Source organism: Sphingomonas sp. dw_22 (genome assembly GCF_018449795.1).
Classification (GTDB): Bacteria; Pseudomonadota; Alphaproteobacteria; order Sphingomonadales; family Sphingomonadaceae; genus Sphingomonas.
Genome location: NZ_JAAVVE010000026.1, coordinates 41,836 through 56,328, shown reverse-complemented (window position 1 = coordinate 56,328; position 14,493 = coordinate 41,836). Strand labels below are relative to the sequence as shown.

The following is a 14,493-nucleotide window of genomic DNA, read 5'->3' as shown; positions in this document are numbered from 1 at the left end:
CCGGGCAGCAGCCGCTGGAGGTTGGGGAGGGTGCCGATGAGCCCTAGCCAGCCGTGAAGGAAAAGCAGCAACCCGGGTGGGGCGGTGCCGCGCCGGGGACCCAGCGCGTAAATCTCGCCCTTGCGGCGGGCGGGGGGGGCCGGGCGCCGGGGGGGGCGGGCGAGGGGCCGCCCCGAAGCCCGCGCGCGGCCCCGCAACCCGAGCCCGAAAGTGCGCGGGCCCGGCGCCTGGATCGACCTGCCCGCCCGCGCCCTCGTCCCCGAGCCGCCGATCGATGCGGACAAGGGCGGCTATATCGCCGAGGGCTATGACGCCGCGCTCGACGACCTGCGCGACGCGGGCGCCGGCGGCCGCCGCGCCATCGCCGCGCTGGAGGCGGACTATCGCGCCCGCACCGGCATCGGCTCGCTCAAGATCCGCCACAACGGCGTGCTGGGCTATCATATCGAAGTGCCGGCGAAGAACGCCGACCCTCTGATGAAGCAGGAGAGCGGCTTCACCCATCGCCAGACCCTGGCCGGCGTCGTCCGCTTCAACGCGCCCGAGCTCCACGAAGTCGCGATCAAGGTGACCCAGGCCGGCGCCCATGCCCTCGCCGCCGAGGCCGCGCATCTCGAAGACCTGACCGCCGCCGCGCTGGAGCGGCGCGAGGCCATCGCCGCCACCGCAGACGCGCTCGCCCGGATCGACGTGTCCGCCGCGCTCGCCGAGCGCGCGGCCGAGGGCGGCTGGGCGCGGCCCGCCCTGGTCGAGCATAGCTGCTTCGAGATCGAGGGCGGCCGTCACCCGGTGGTCGAGGATGCCGTCGCGCGTTCTGGTGGGCGTTTCGTCGCCAATGACTGCACGCTCTCGGAAAGCTCGCGGCTCTGGCTCGTCACCGGCCCGAACATGGGCGGCAAGTCGACCTTCCTGCGCCAGAACGCGCTGATCGCCGTGCTCGCCCAGGCCGGCAGCTACGTCCCCGCCACGCGCGCGACGCTCGGCCTGGTCGACCGGCTGTTCAGCCGCGTCGGCGCGTCGGACAATCTTGCACGCGGCCGCTCCACCTTCATGGTCGAGATGGTCGAGACCGCCGCGATCCTCGCCCAGGCGACCCCGCGCAGCTTCGTGATCCTCGACGAGGTGGGGCGCGGCACCAGCACCTATGACGGCCTCGCCATCGCCTGGGCCGTGGTCGAGGCGATCCACGAGGATAATCGCTGCCGGTGCCTGTTCGCGACGCATTATCACGAGCTGACGCGCCTGGCGGAGCGCTGCGACGCGCTCACCCTCCACCATGTCCGCGCGCGCGAATGGAAGGGCGATCTCGTCCTGCTCCACGAAGTCGCCGAGGGGCCGGCCGACCGCAGCTACGGCATCGCCGTCGCCCGCCTCGCCGGCCTGCCGCCGGTGACGATCCGGCGCGCCAAGTCGGTGCTCGACAAGCTCGAGGCCGGCCGCGCCCAGACCGGCGGCCTCGCCGCGGGCCTGGACGATCTCCCCCTCTTCGCCGCCGCGGCCGAGCAGGAGGAGGAGAAGATCGACGCCCTCCGCGCCGAGCTGAACGGCATCGACGTCGATTCGCTCAGCCCGCGCGAGGCGCTGGACGCGCTCTACCGGCTCAAGGGGCTGGCGAGCGAATGACCAGCGTCGCGCTGATCGAACGCTTCCTCGCGCGCCTGCTGCGCGAGCAGGGCGGCACCCGCCGCCGCTGGCGCAATGTGATCGGCCCGGTGCGCGTCTACAGCCCCGAGACCCATGCGCATTGCAACTGGTCGATCACCCCTTCCGGCAATCCTGCCGAAGTCGCCGCCGTGGAGGCCGTGTCCGATGCGTTGCGCCTGGAAAACCCGATCGTCACGCCGTGAAGCAGAAAGGCGGGCGCTGAGATACAGCCTCCGCCTCACCCGATCGCCGAGATTCACTCGAACGAAGGCGCTGCTGCCGCTTGCGCTGCTGGCCGCTGCCCCCGCCCCCGCCCCGGCGGATCATCCGCGCACGTTCCTGCTCTCGATCGGCAAGATACCGCTGAAGGATACCGAGAGCATCGAGGCATTCTCGATCTCCACATGGGGCGTCGAATTCAAGTCCGTCTGCCGCATTCCGGGCGGGTGGAGGATCAAGGCGGGCAGCAGCGCCACGCCGAACGGTGAACTGGCGGGCGAGGGCAGCCAGGGCGCCACATGGTTCAATGACGCAAGCCCGAGGGAATTGCGCGGGTTCGTTCTCGTCACGCTGTATATGCCGGTGCAGCGCGACGATATTCGTTCCCAGGATGGCACTTCCCTGATTCCCGCGACGTTCAAGGGATATGCGACCCTTTCGACAGACGATGGCGAACGCCGCGTCCCCCTGACGTACAGGAACGTGACACTGGCCGCAGCACGGCGATGCCCCAACGCTTAAGGCACGTCCTGTCCAAACCCGAAGCTAGCGGAGCGCGGCGAATTCCCGCCTCATTTTGCTCCGGTGCGCGCACCGTCTAGCAGTAACGAATGCAGGACTTGTCCCGGATCGTCACCGATATCGCCGCCGAAATGCGAGAAGCGCCTGATCGCGGCACGGTCGCCGATTATATCGAGCCGCTCGCCCGGGTGGACCCCAGCCGCTTCGGCATCGCGGTGATCGCCCCCGACGGCTCGGAGCATGTCGCGGGCGACGCGGACATGCCCTTCTCGATCCAGTCGGTCTCCAAGGTCTTCGCGCTCACCCTCGCGCTCGGCGCGGTCGGCGATCAGCTCTGGAAGCGCGTCGGCCGCGAACCTTCGGGCAGTGCGTTCAATTCGATCGTCCAATTGGAGACCGAGCACGGCATCCCGCGCAATCCCTTCCTCAACGCCGGCGCGATCGTCGTGTCGGACATATTGCTCGGGCGCGGCGAAACCGCCGAGACGATCGGCGAGATGCTGCGCTTCGTCCGGGGCCTCGCGGGCGACGAGGCGATCTTCATCGACGAAGCCGTTGCCCGCGCCGAACAGGACACCGGCTTCCGCAACATGGCGCTCGCCAATTACATGCGCGCCTTCGGCAACCTCGCCAATCCGGCGGAGCGCGCGCTGCGCGTCTATGTCCACCATTGCGCGCTCGCGATGAGCTGCCGCCAGCTCGCCCGCGCCGGCCGCTTCCTGATGACCGGCGGCGTGATCCCCGAGACCGGCCACAGCATCGTCTCGCCCCAGCGCGCCCGCCGCATCAACGCGCTGATGCTCACCTGCGGCCATTATGACGGATCGGGCGAGTTCGCCTATCGCGTCGGCCTGCCCGGCAAGTCGGGCGTCGGCGGCGGCATCCTGGCGATCGCGCCGGGCACCGCCTCGATCGCGGTCTGGTCGCCGGGGCTCAACGAGCGCGGCAATTCCCAGCTCGGCATGCTCGCGCTCGAACGGCTGGTGGCCCGCACCGGCTGGTCGGTATTCGAGCCGCGCGGCGGCTGAGGCGAATCCACAGCGCCGCTTCGCCGAACGCCGATCGGCCTGGCCCTCACGCCATCAGGTCGACCACCGGCAGCGTGACCGAACGGTCCGCCGGCACATCGAAGCCGTCGCTGACGATGAAGTCGCCATCGGGAAAGCGGATCGTCGCGACATGGCCGCCGGCATCCACTTCCGCCAGGCAATCCGAATGGGCGGGCGCGGTGCATTGATAGACGCCGTCGACATAGAGATCGGCGGCAACCGAGGTATTGTTCTCCAGAACCACTTGCCCACCCGCCGATTGCGCGGCGGCGGCGGTCGCGATGCAGAGTGCCGCGGCGGCGATTCCGATCCAGATGCGCATGTCCATCCCCCTTCGGCATCATGCCTAGGGGCCGCCATCCTCCGGCGGGATCGGGAATGTTCCGAAGGGTCTGCCCGCTTTCGCGGGGCTGCGGGCGCGTGCGCACCCTCAAAAATGAAAGAGGTCGCCGGATCCCCTTCAGGGGTTCCGGCGACCTCCGACATGGTCAGCGGCCGGAAGCTCCAGCGCGGGAAACCATGCGGGCCGCTTTGCTGCAAGCTGCCAGGCGTTGCTTGGAGGAGGATACCTCCCGCCTGGCCTACGAACGGAGGGCTTCCGTCCGCGCTTTCAGCTCAGCGGCGCGTCTCCCGAACGAACTGAACCGACCCCATTGCTGAACCATGAGACATCGGATCACCTCCTTTCGCTAGTTGAAGAACGAGCGTGCGTCACTGCACGGACGAATCAATGAATCACCGCGAGTCGCAGAACAAGTCTTGTAATGTTTTTTTATATGAGCGATTCTGGAAGTCTTGGTGCCGTTCACAGCGTAACGCCACCGCCGGCCGCTGGAATCCCGGGATTTTTCAGCCGCGGCAATCCTCGACGACGCGCAACGTCTCGGCCCAGGCGGGCACCACCAGCGTCGGCAGCCCCTGAGCCTCCACCACGAAGCGTCCGCGGCTGAATCCGATCGCATCGAGCAGGGGATCGCGCACGCCCAACTCGGCCGCCAGATAGGCGGGCACGCCGCCGGTCGGCACCGCGGCGATCCGGCGCACCTGGCTGGTCGTGCGGATGTTGAGGCCCGTCGCCGCTTCGCCCCGGCGCGAAAGATAGATGCGCGCGCGGGCACGATCGCAGCGCAGCGTCAGATCGGCATCCGCGCCCGCCTGGCCGAACAGCGCGATGCTGCCGCGTTCGTCCTGGCGATAGGCCCAGGTGCCGGGCGTCAGCGCCCAGTCACGCCAGTCGGCGGACGGCGGCGGCGGTGCGGGCATGGGCGCAGGAGTCGGCGCCGGAACCGGCACGGGCGCGGCGCTGGGCGGCACCACCGCCGGGGTCGAGCAGGCGCCCAGCGCGAGCAAGGCGGGCAGGATGAAGCTGGCGAACCCGGAAATACGGCGCATGCCGCACCTTATGGGGGAAGCGGCGCGGCGGCTCAACCTCCCGGGCCGCGAACGGCGATCAGGCGGCGCGGCGCTGCGCCGTCACGCGCGCGACATGCGCGTAGAGCACCCGCTCCTCCAAGGAGATGCGGCTGTCGAGGCGCATCACCACCGCCTCGGTGGCGGCGCGGAACGCTTCCCATTCGCGGCTGACGCGATCGATCGGCCATGCCGCGATATAGTCCGAGAATTCGGGCACCAGCCGGCCATGCTCCTGGCGATAGCGCCAGGCGATCGCGGCTGCCCGGGCATCGCCCGACGCGATGAGCCGCTCATACACCGCCCGATCCTCGCGCGCGCAATGATCGCCGAGCATCCGGGCGATCCGCCAGCGCAGCACGGCGACGGCGGCGGCATCGGGGACCAGGTTCCGCACGACGCGAAGCAGCGTCGCCGCCTGCGCCTCCAGTTCGCGATGTTCGGCACGAAGGTCGAGAATCGATGTCATGCCCTGCCCTCTTCGACTCTCTAAAGAGCATCATCGGGCCACAAAGGGCACTCCGTAAAATTCCGTTCAGATGTTCCCGCACCCCGGGGCGCCTTCCGGCCCGCGGTTCAGAGACCGTTTGAGAATGCGCCGCGGCGCATTCTGCGGCGCCGGCCCACTCCCCCACCCGGCCGCCTTTCTCAAACGGGCTCTCAGCGCGCCCGGCTTCCCCCCATCCGCGTCTTCGCCTGCTTCCCATATCGCGTCTTGCGCGTCCCCGGCTTGCCCTCGTTGCTCCGTCCCATCACCGGCGCCTTGTGCTCGCCCGCCGGCAGCCCGAGCTCCTCGGCCTCCAGCGCGCGGATCTCGTCGCGCAGCCGCCCAGCCTCCTCGAACTCCAGGTTCGCCGCGGCGTCGCGCATCTTCTTCTCCAGGCTCTCGATGTACGAGCGGAGATTGTGGCCCACCATGTGCGGCCGGTCCTCGTCGATCTCGACGGTCACCTGGTCCTTCGACGCGACATGCGCGATGATGTCGCCGATGTTGCGCTTGATCGTGGTCGGCGTGATGCCGTGCTCGGCGTTGTACGCCTCCTGCTTCTCGCGCCGCCGCCCGGTCTCGGCGAGCGCGCGCTCCATGCTGCCGGTCATGCGATCGGCATAGAGGATCACCCGCCCCTCGACGTTGCGCGCCGCGCGGCCGATCGTCTGGATCAGCGACGTCTCCGAGCGCAGGAAGCCCTCCTTGTCGGCATCGAGGATCGCGACCAGCCCGCACTCGGGAATGTCGAGCCCCTCGCGCAGCAGGTTGATGCCCACCAGCACGTCGTACACCCCCATCCGCAGGTCGCGGATCAGCTCGATGCGCTCCAGCGTCTCGGTGTCCGAGTGCATGTAGCGGACCTTCACGCCCGCCTCGTGCATATATTCGGTCAAGTCCTCCGCCATCCGCTTGGTCAGCGTCGTCACCAGCGTGCGATACCCCATCTCGGCGGTCTTCTTCGCCTCGACGATCAGGTCCTGCACCTGCTCCTCGACCGGCTTGATCTCCACCGGCGGATCGATGAGGCCCGTGGGGCGGATCACCTGCTCGACGAACACGCCGCCGGTCCGCTCCATCTCCCACGACCCCGGCGTCGCCGAGACATAGGTGGTCTGCGGCCGCATCGCGTCCCATTCGTTGAAGCGTAAAGGCCGGTTGTCGATCGCCGAGGGCAGGCGGAAGCCATATTCCGCCAGCGTAATCTTGCGCTTGTGGTCGCCGCGCGACATGCCGTTGATCTGGCCGATCGTCTGGTGGCTCTCATCGACGAACAGCAGCGCATTCTCCGGCAGATATTCGAACAAAGTGGGCGGCGGCTCGCCGGGCAGGCGCCCCGTCAAAAAGCGCGAGTAATTCTCGATCCCCGCGCAGCTTCCCGTCGCCGCGATCATCTCAAGGTCGAAATTGGTGCGCTGCTCCAGCCGCTGCAATTCGAGCAGCTTGCCCTCGGCCTCCAGCTCCTTCAGCCGCTCGGACAATTCATGCCGGATTCCTTCCATCGCCTGTTTCAGCGTCGGCCCCGGCGTCACATAGTGCGAGTTCGCGAACACCCGCACATAATCCAGGCTCGCCACCTTGGCGCCGGTCAGCGGATCGAACTCGACGATCTCCTCGATATCGTCGCCGAAGAACGACACGCGCCAGGCGGTGTCCTCATAATGCGACGGGAAGATCTCCAGGCTGTCGCCGCGCACCCGGAAATTGCCGCGCGCGAAGGCGGCGTCGTTGCGCTTGTACTGCAGCGCGACCAGCTTGCGGATGATCTCGCGCTGGTCGACCACCTGGCCCTTCTTCAGGTCGAAGATCATCGCCGAATAGGTCTCGACCGATCCGATGCCGTACAGGCACGATACCGAGGCGACGATGATGACGTCGTCGCGCTCCAGCAGCGAGCGCGTCGCCGAGTGCCGCATCCGGTCGATCGCCTCGTTAACGCTCGACTCCTTCTCGATATAGGTGTCGGAACGCGGCACATAGGCTTCGGGCTGATAGTAATCGTAATAGCTGACGAAATACTCGACCGCGTTCTCGGGGAAGAACGACTTGAACTCGCCATAGAGCTGCGCGGCCAGTATCTTGTTGGGCGCGAGGATCAGCGCCGGGCGCTGGAGCTCCTCGATCACCTTGGCCATCGTATAGGTCTTGCCCGAGCCGGTGACCCCGAGCAGCACCTGGTCCCGCTCCCCGGCCCGCGCCTGCTCCACCAGCTCGGGGATGGCGAAGCGCTGGTCGCCCGAGGGTTCGTAATCGGAGACGAGCTTGAAGCGCTTGCCGCCCTCGATCTTGTCGGGACGGTTCGGCCGATGGGGGACGAAGTCGGCCCCGGTCTCGGGCTCGGCCAGGCTGGTGCGGATCTGGATTGCCATGGGGGGAATATGGGGGGTGGACGCGTGATCGCAAAGCTTGGCGATTGGCCGGTTCCGGCAACATCGGATGTGTGACTATATCTGCCCGCTTCACGACCATTTCTTGCCGTTCAGCCGATGTGTTCGAAAACCCAAAGCCGCCAGCCGCTGGCCGAAATTAGCGATAAGAGCGGCCGCATCCTTCCGCTCGCGAAATTATGTCGTGCGAGCATCAGCTAGACTTCCACAAGAAGATCAAGCGGAGGGTTAATCGGGAGCGGTTTGTAGCCCTTCGGTCTGACGACTTTCGTGAGAGCCCCATCGCTTCCGTAGATATAGACCATGCATCGTGGCGGCTGCGCCGTCCGCGTATTGCTGGCGCTATAGATCGATGACAGGAATTCGTGGGCAATCTGACGTACCGTCGCCAGCGCTGGGTTTTGCAGAAGGGCACTCACTGGTGTGACCTGACCTTCGATGTCGATGTTGGATCCGGGGTGCAGAACGAGCGATTTCTTGAAATCGGCATACAACGCGTCGAGCGCCAGGTCGGAATGGGCGCCGGCGTCCTGATCGCGTACATATCTGATAATATTGCGACGGCTGAGCCATTCGCCCGAGGCGAGGCGGATGATTGAAGCGTCTAACCATTCATCGACACTCGATTTCTGCGCGCGCAGTTTCATATGACCCTGATGCAGGTAGGGCGGCATGTTGAAGGCACGCGGCTGCTGGCGTCCGTTGCCGTCGCGACCGATGCCGAACATCACGTCGCACAAGGCATTGAAGAAGCCGGGAGAGGGCGGTGTGATGTCCGGCAGGCGCCAGATTTCGATCGACCCGCGAACGCCGAGCCGAGTGACATGGCTTTTATTCTGTCCCCTATCGTCCACCAGCTGGTGCAGAAGGTTCGCCGCTCCTTTCGCCGCCGAGAAATCAACACAGTCAAAATTGTAGCAGGCAAGTTCAAGCAGCCTGACGGCTTCGATGAAATCGACCGTAAGTTCGGATTGCGACTTTAGAACCTTCGCCATGCCCAACCCCGATAATGGCTCAGGGGGTAGCCATACCATACTTCCTACGTAGGATGAGTCTGGTTTGCGGCTTAGCCGCCCGCAAGCGGCTCATCAGCTAACGGCCAGAATTTGCCATTCGCGACGCGGGTATCGGCACATTAAGCAAGGACGATGCGCTCTCGCTCGATTAATCGTGCACCGCTCGCTTCCGCCGGATTGCTATTCCCCCTCAAGACGGCAACAATCCAGCAAGCACACGCAAAGCAACGGGAGAGCCCCATGCCCCGCCTGATCGCCGCGCTGCCGCTTCTCGCCCTCGCCGCCTGCAACCAGCAGTCCACCGCCGACTCCGCCGCGAAGACCGGCGAGGTATCGCTCACCAATGCCGCGCCCTCCGAGGTCGCCAGGCAGGCCCAGGCGGCCGGGCCGGCGCATTTCGCGCCCGGCGAATGGGAGACGACGGTCGAGATCGTCGGCATGGACATGCCCGGCATGGCCAGCATGCCGCCGCAGATGCGCGACCAGATGAAGAAATCGCTCATGGCCGCCAACCGCTCGGTCAAGACCTGCGTCACGCCCGAACAGGCGGCCAAGCCGCAGGCAGACATGCTCACCGGCAAGACCGACGGGCGCTGCACCTACAGGAACTACACCATGGCGAACGGCCGGATCGATGCGACCCTGGCCTGCTCCGGCCCACGCGGCGGCGAGATGACGCAAACGATCGCGGGCACCTTCACCGATGCCAGCTTCACCCTCGCCTCGGAGGTGCATTCGAGCGGCGGCCCCGGCGGCAGCATGAACATGAAGGCCCGGACCACCGGCAAACGCATCGGCGATTGCAAGGGGAGCTGAGCGCGCGCCGGCGCATGTGCGCGCGCATGGCGTTCCTGCGCCCTTTGTGACTTTAGGGTAACCGGCTACCGCTCGACCCGCCAAAAACCCCTCCAGCGAGTCAAATGAGTCAACCGGCGAGGCAACACCCTAGTCGCTCCGCCGGTACGCGATCCGCCACATCACCACCCCGATCGCCCCCGCCACCAGCGCCAGCACCGCGCTCGACAGGATCGCGCTCAGCCAGCGATAGAGCAGCGCCCGGCCGTCCATCGGCGGCACGTCGAGCAGCCCGAAGCCATAGGTCTGCGCGCCCACGAAGATCGCCATCGCAGTGAACGCGCCGATCAGCGCGGCATGGCGCGCCCGGCGCAGCCCGGCGACGTGCATGACCAGCCACAGCGGACCGCCCACCGCCGTGATCGCGAGCCCCGCGAAGAGGCTGCCGATCATCCAGCCGCCGACGATCGACATCGCGTCGTGCCGCCCGCCCGCCACCACCAGCGCGACGATGATGGCTCCCGCCAGCACGCTGCCCACGCCCAGCGCGATGCCGGCCCGGTCGATGCTGGTGTCGTAGCGACGCCCGGCGCGGCGGGCATTCTGGTCCGTCATTCGGGGCTCCCCTCCCGGCGCGCACCGATACGCCGAGCCGCGCCCGCCCTCAACACTCAACGCAGCGCCGCGAACCGCCCCGCCTTGTGGCACGCCTCGATCGCCGCGAAGTCGGGCACAGGCGGCGGGCTCCCCAGCGGCGCGATCGCCACCGGCGCGCCGATCCGCACGGCGGCGAAGCGGCCCGGGTCCGCGCCGCCACAGCGCAGCATCGCGTCGAGCATCCGCGGCGGCGTATCATAGCCTTCGCGCGAAAGCCGGAACGTCCCCCAATGGATCGGAATGGCACGCGGCCGTCCCAGCCCGTTCCACACCCGGATCGCGCCTTCGGGGCCGATATGGCTGCCGTTCGCCATCTGCCCCTCCTCGAAGCGAAACGCCCCGATCGGGATCGCCGCCAGCCGGATCGGCCCCAGCGCGGCGGCCTCGGCGGGCCATTTCCCATCGCCCAGCCCGGTATCGCCCGCGAAGAAGAAATTGCCGCCCGGCAGCGTCACCACGAAGCTCGACCACAGCGCCCGGTTGCGATCGGCGAGCCAGCGGCTGTCCCAATGATGGCTGCGCGTCACCACCGCGTCGATGCCCGGCCGCAGCGTCACCCGCTGTCCCCAGTCGAGCGCCCGCGCCGGCACGCCGGCCTCGGCGATCACGCCGTCATTGCCCAGCGAGGTGACGATCAGCGGCCGGTCGCGCTGCCAGAGCCGCTTCAGCGTCGCCAGGTCCATATGGTCATAGTGATTGTGGCTGACGAGCACGAGGTCGATGCGCGGCAGATCCTCGAAGCGGATGCCGGGATCGGCGACCCGGCTCGGCCCCAGCCCGATCGGCCCGGCGCTTTCGCTCCACACCGGATCGGTCAGGATGTTGAGGCCGTCGGCCTGCACCAGCAGCGTCGCATGCCCCACCCAGGTCGTGAGCATCGCCCCGCCCTCGACGCGGGCCGGCGGCTTCGAGGGCGTCACCGCCACATGTTCGGGCCAGCGCGGCCGGTCGGGATCGCTGACCAGCTGGCGCCACAGCAGCCGCGCCGTGATCCGCACCGGATCCTCGCCGTCGGGGTTGAAGAAATGCCGCCCGTCGAAATGCCCGCTCGCCGGCCCCCGATAATAGATGCGGTCCAGATAATGCGGCACGATCGTCGCGGTCAGGCAGAACGCCACGACCGCCCACAGGACCATCCCGAATCCGATCCGTGCCGCCCGTCTCCACCGCATAGCGCGGCTAGATGGGCGAGATCGGCATCGCGATCAACATCGGCGCGCGTCCCGATCCGGAGACGAGGCTTCGCTATTCGCCCGGCGGCCGCCCGATCCGCCCCGCCATGGCGCGGGCGACCTCAACCAGCGCCGCCTTCCGCCGCGCGTCCAGCTCCCGATAGGCTTCGAGCAGCGCCGCCTCCCGCGCCTCGCCGCCGTCCACCTCGCCCTCCGGCTCGCCTTCCACCAGCCATCGCGCATCGACGCCCAGCGCTTCGGCGAGCGCGAACAGCCGCTCCGCGCCGCAGAATCGCTGGCCGTTCCAGTAAGCGGACATGGTCTGCTTCGCGATATTGGAGCGCCGCGCCAGCTCCGCGGGCGAATAGTTGCGCTGCGCCGCGGCCTGGCGAATGCGCGCGCCGAACGCCTCGGCATCGATACCCTCTTGACCGTCCCCATTAAGAGACATATTGTCCCTTTATAAGGACGAAATGAAGGATGGTTGTGGGGGAACCGATCGATCCCGGAGCGTGCCCTGTGTCGAACGGCCTGCCCGTCCACGCCGAGGCAGGCGCGTCGTTCGAACGATCCGAGACGGGAGCCGTGCTTTGGGACGAGGGGCGCCGGAATCCACCGCAACCGCTCCAGGATCCGGACGACGCACCCGCCGGATACGCCGAGCGGATGTCGGAATTTGCCGGATTTCGGGGAACGGTGATCGGTATTCCCATTTCGGCCCTGCTATGGCTGCTGATATACCTCGCGGTCAGATTTCTGGCCGGCTGACAGAATCTTCTTAAATGCCGCGCCGCCGCCGCCCGGGCAAGCCCGGTTTTGCCTTGCGGCGGTTCGATGTGCCCGATACCTCCGCCGCATGACAGGCGCCATTCCGCAGCTTCCTCACCACGCCGCCGCTGCCGCCGCCGAACTCGAGCACCTCGCCGCCGAGATCGCCTATCACAACCGGCTGTATCATGCCGAAGACACCCCTGAGATCAGCGACGCCGAATTCGACGCCCTGATGCGCCGAAACGCGCAGATCGAAGCGGCGTTCCCCGATCTAGTCCGCACCGATTCGCCCTCGCGCCTCGTCGGCGCGGCGCCGGCGGGGCATCTCGCCAAGGTCGCCCATGCGCGGCAGATGTTCAGCCTCGACAACGGCTTCTCGGACGAGGACGTGGCTGATTTCCTCGGCCGCGTCCGCCGCTTCCTCAAGCTGCCCGACGACGCGCCCGTCGCGCTCACCGCCGAGCCGAAGATCGACGGCCTCTCCTGCTCGCTGCGCTATGTGAACGGCGAGCTGGTCCAGGCGCTCACCCGCGGCGACGGCCAGATCGGCGAGGATGTGACCGCGAACGTCCGCACCATCGCAGACATTCCGGCCCGGATCGGGGACGCCCCCGAGATCTTCGAGGTGCGCGGCGAGATCTACATGGCCAAGGCCGATTTCACCGCGCTCAACGCCCGACTGCACGCCGAGGCGGCGGAGACCGGCAAGGAAGCCCGCCAGTTCGCCAATCCGCGCAACGCCGCCGCCGGATCGCTGCGCCAGAAGGACGCCTCGGTCACCGCCTCGCGCCCCTTGCGCTTCCTCGCCTGGGGCTGGGGCGAAGTCTCGGAGGAACCCGCCGGCAGCCAGTACGCCGCGATGGTGCGGATCCGGTCCTGGGGCTTCCCCGTCTCGGACCTGCTCGTCCATTGCGACACGCTCGACCAGGCGCTCGCCCAATATCGCGCGATCGAGCAGCGCCGCGCCGATCTGCCCTTCGATATCGACGGCGTCGTCTACAAGATCGATCGCCTCGACTGGCAGGCGCGGCTCGGGTTCGTCGGCCGCGCCCCGCGCTGGGGCCTGGCGCACAAATTCCCCGCCGAGCGCGCCCAGACCACCCTCCGGGCGATCGACATCCAGGTCGGCCGCACCGGCAAGCTCACCCCCGTCGCCCGGCTGGAGCCGGTCACGGTCGGCGGCGTCGTCGTCACCAATGCCACGCTGCACAATGCCGACGAGATCGAGCGGCTGGGCGTCCGCCCCGGCGACCGCGTCGTCCTCCAGCGCGCCGGCGACGTCATCCCGCAGATCGTCGAGAACCTCACCCGCGACGAAGAGCGCGAGCCCTGGGTCTTCCCGCATATCTGCCCCGAATGCCAGTCGACGGCCGATCGCGGCCCGGACGAAGTCGATTATCGCTGCACCGGCGGCTTGATCTGCCCCGCGCAGCGCGTCGAGCGCCTGCGCCACTTCGTCTCGCGCCACGCGCTCGATATCGAGGGGCTCGGCCTCACCCATATCGAGAGCTTCTTTCACGACGGGCTGGTCAAGACCCCCGCCGACATCTTCCGGATCACCAGGGACGACCTGCTCGCCCGCGAGCGCTGGGCCGAGCTTTCCGCCGCGAACCTGATCGCGGCGATCGACGCGCGCCGCAATCCGTCGCTCGATCGCTTCCTGTTCGCGCTCGGCATCCGCCATGTCGGCGAAGTCACCGCCCGCGACCTCGCCCGCCGCTATCGGAGCTGGGCCGCCTTCCACGCGATGATCGACCAGGCGCTGGCGCACCGCGCGACGCTGAATCCGGCGCTCGGCGAGACCGAGGAGAAGTTCATCGCCCGCCAGGCGAAAGAACTCGTCGCGATCGTCGAGACCGCAGGCGTCGGCCCCGAAGTCGCGCTCGCGCTGATCGATTTCTTCGCCGAGCCGCACAATGCCGAAGCCGTCGCCGATCTGCTCGGGCAAGTAACGCCGGCCGACGTGGTGCACGAGACCCGCGACTCGGAAGTCACCGGCAAGACCTTGGTCTTCACCGGCAGCCTGGAGTCGCTGAGTCGCGACGAGGCCAAGGCCCAGGCGGAATCCCTGGGCGCCCGCGTCGCCGGTTCGGTATCGGCCAGGACCGATCTCGTGATCGCCGGCCCGGGCGCGGGATCGAAGCTCAAAAAGGCGGCGGAACTCCAGATTCCCGTGATCTCGGAGAGCGATTGGGCGGAGATCGTGAACCGCGCGAAGTGATGCTTTTTTGCAACGCAACAAAAGCTGAATCGCAGCTTAACGCGGACTCCAATTGACTGTCATGGAAGCGCAATAAAAGAACGCCATGGGCGGCGACGACGGTGAAACGCACCGCGTGCAGTGCACCTTGAGAGCACGGCGAA

14 protein-coding genes and 1 pseudogene are annotated in these 14,493 nt (G+C 67.6%); 7 read left to right on the top strand and 8 right to left on the bottom strand.

All coding sequences use genetic code 11. The features are described from left to right. Positions 1 to 201: 201 nt before the first annotated feature. The 4 genes and pseudogenes from mutS to HB724_RS12635 all read left to right on the top strand — a co-directional run. Positions 202 to 1,623: pseudogene (gene mutS, locus HB724_RS12650) on the top strand (DNA mismatch repair protein MutS); the annotation flags it as partial. Continuing rightward, positions 1,620 to 1,847 carry a hypothetical protein gene (locus tag HB724_RS12645; RefSeq protein ID WP_213981300.1) on the top strand — a complete coding sequence of 76 codons (228 nt, stop codon included), beginning with the start codon at positions 1,620 to 1,622 and terminating at the stop codon, positions 1,845 to 1,847. The pseudogene mutS and the gene HB724_RS12645, both read left to right, overlap by 4 nt. Next, on the top strand, positions 1,810 to 2,385 hold the full coding sequence (locus tag HB724_RS12640) for a hypothetical protein (protein WP_213981299.1): 576 nt from the start codon (positions 1,810 to 1,812) through the stop codon (positions 2,383 to 2,385). Before HB724_RS12645 ends, HB724_RS12640 begins: the two co-directional genes overlap by 38 nt. A gap of 89 nt (positions 2,386 to 2,474) precedes the next feature. Beyond that, the gene (locus HB724_RS12635; protein ID WP_213981298.1) at positions 2,475 to 3,413 is read left to right on the top strand and encodes a glutaminase; all 939 of its coding nucleotides are present in this window, start codon (positions 2,475 to 2,477) and stop codon (positions 3,411 to 3,413) included. A gap of 46 nt (positions 3,414 to 3,459) precedes the next feature. Here HB724_RS12635 and HB724_RS12630 read toward each other — a convergent pair whose 3' ends face one another. The 5 genes from HB724_RS12630 to HB724_RS12610 all read right to left on the bottom strand — a co-directional run bounded on the left by HB724_RS12630 (position 3,460) and on the right by HB724_RS12610 (position 8,713). Further along, positions 3,460 to 3,756: a hypothetical protein gene (locus HB724_RS12630; RefSeq protein WP_213981297.1), complete on the bottom strand. Its 297-nt coding sequence runs from the start codon at positions 3,754 to 3,756 to the stop codon at positions 3,460 to 3,462. A gap of 527 nt (positions 3,757 to 4,283) precedes the next feature. Then, the gene (locus HB724_RS12625) at positions 4,284 to 4,826 is read right to left on the bottom strand and encodes a hypothetical protein (RefSeq protein WP_256731490.1); all 543 of its coding nucleotides are present in this window, start codon (positions 4,824 to 4,826) and stop codon (positions 4,284 to 4,286) included. 58 nt (positions 4,827 to 4,884) lie between these two features. Then, a complete protein-coding gene (locus tag HB724_RS12620) occupies positions 4,885 to 5,313 on the bottom strand; it encodes a hemerythrin domain-containing protein (RefSeq protein WP_213981296.1) in 429 nt (142 codons plus the stop codon). A 191-nt stretch (positions 5,314 to 5,504) separates the two neighbouring features. Then, on the bottom strand, positions 5,505 to 7,700 hold the full coding sequence (gene uvrB, locus HB724_RS12615; RefSeq protein WP_213981295.1) for an excinuclease ABC subunit UvrB: 2,196 nt from the start codon (positions 7,698 to 7,700) through the stop codon (positions 5,505 to 5,507). A 215-nt stretch (positions 7,701 to 7,915) separates the two neighbouring features. Next, on the bottom strand, positions 7,916 to 8,713 hold the full coding sequence (locus HB724_RS12610; protein ID WP_213981294.1) for a hypothetical protein: 798 nt from the start codon (positions 8,711 to 8,713) through the stop codon (positions 7,916 to 7,918). 261 nt (positions 8,714 to 8,974) lie between these two features. On the opposite strand from HB724_RS12610, the gene HB724_RS12605 reads away from it, so the two are divergent. Further along, positions 8,975 to 9,550, top strand: a complete 576-nt coding sequence (locus HB724_RS12605; RefSeq protein WP_213981293.1) for a DUF3617 domain-containing protein — start codon at positions 8,975 to 8,977, stop codon at positions 9,548 to 9,550. A gap of 129 nt (positions 9,551 to 9,679) precedes the next feature. Here the strand turns inward: HB724_RS12605 and HB724_RS12600 are convergent, their stop codons facing one another. The 3 genes from HB724_RS12600 to HB724_RS12590 form a co-directional block, all read right to left on the bottom strand. Further along, positions 9,680 to 10,144 (bottom strand): hypothetical protein, encoded by a 465-nt coding sequence (locus HB724_RS12600; RefSeq protein WP_213981292.1) that lies wholly within the window; start codon positions 10,142 to 10,144, stop codon positions 9,680 to 9,682. A gap of 56 nt (positions 10,145 to 10,200) precedes the next feature. Beyond that, entirely contained in the window at positions 10,201 to 11,358 is a 1,158-nt protein-coding gene (locus tag HB724_RS12595; RefSeq protein WP_213981291.1) for an MBL fold metallo-hydrolase, read from the bottom strand. 73 nt (positions 11,359 to 11,431) lie between these two features. Next, positions 11,432 to 11,809, bottom strand: a complete 378-nt coding sequence (locus tag HB724_RS12590; RefSeq protein WP_213981290.1) for a helix-turn-helix transcriptional regulator — start codon at positions 11,807 to 11,809, stop codon at positions 11,432 to 11,434. A 68-nt stretch (positions 11,810 to 11,877) separates the two neighbouring features. On the opposite strand from HB724_RS12590, the gene HB724_RS12585 reads away from it, so the two are divergent. After that, a complete protein-coding gene (locus HB724_RS12585; RefSeq protein ID WP_213981289.1) occupies positions 11,878 to 12,126 on the top strand; it encodes a hypothetical protein in 249 nt (82 codons plus the stop codon). Between the two features lie 88 nt (positions 12,127 to 12,214). Continuing rightward, positions 12,215 to 14,350 carry an NAD-dependent DNA ligase LigA gene (gene ligA, locus HB724_RS12580; RefSeq protein ID WP_213981288.1) on the top strand — a complete coding sequence of 712 codons (2,136 nt, stop codon included), beginning with the start codon at positions 12,215 to 12,217 and terminating at the stop codon, positions 14,348 to 14,350. Positions 14,351 to 14,493 lie beyond the last annotated feature (143 nt).

Coding starts and splice junctions, on each gene's coding strand:
- HB724_RS12645 (WP_213981300.1), top strand. CDS start 1,620: ATGACCAGCGTCGCGCTGATCGAACGCTTCCTCGCGCGCCTGCTGCGC.
- HB724_RS12640 (WP_213981299.1), top strand. CDS start 1,810: ATGCGTTGCGCCTGGAAAACCCGATCGTCACGCCGTGAAGCAGAAAGG.
- HB724_RS12635 (WP_213981298.1), top strand. CDS start 2,475: ATGCAGGACTTGTCCCGGATCGTCACCGATATCGCCGCCGAAATGCGA.
- HB724_RS12630 (WP_213981297.1), bottom strand. CDS start 3,756: ATGCGCATCTGGATCGGAATCGCCGCCGCGGCACTCTGCATCGCGACC.
- HB724_RS12625 (WP_256731490.1), bottom strand. CDS start 4,826: ATGCGCCGTATTTCCGGGTTCGCCAGCTTCATCCTGCCCGCCTTGCTC.
- HB724_RS12620 (WP_213981296.1), bottom strand. CDS start 5,313: ATGACATCGATTCTCGACCTTCGTGCCGAACATCGCGAACTGGAGGCG.
- uvrB (WP_213981295.1), bottom strand. CDS start 7,700: ATGGCAATCCAGATCCGCACCAGCCTGGCCGAGCCCGAGACCGGGGCC.
- HB724_RS12610 (WP_213981294.1), bottom strand. CDS start 8,713: ATGGCGAAGGTTCTAAAGTCGCAATCCGAACTTACGGTCGATTTCATC.
- HB724_RS12605 (WP_213981293.1), top strand. CDS start 8,975: ATGCCCCGCCTGATCGCCGCGCTGCCGCTTCTCGCCCTCGCCGCCTGC.
- HB724_RS12600 (WP_213981292.1), bottom strand. CDS start 10,144: ATGACGGACCAGAATGCCCGCCGCGCCGGGCGTCGCTACGACACCAGC.
- HB724_RS12595 (WP_213981291.1), bottom strand. CDS start 11,358: ATGCGGTGGAGACGGGCGGCACGGATCGGATTCGGGATGGTCCTGTGG.
- HB724_RS12590 (WP_213981290.1), bottom strand. CDS start 11,809: ATGTCTCTTAATGGGGACGGTCAAGAGGGTATCGATGCCGAGGCGTTC.
- ligA (WP_213981288.1), top strand. CDS start 12,215: ATGACAGGCGCCATTCCGCAGCTTCCTCACCACGCCGCCGCTGCCGCC.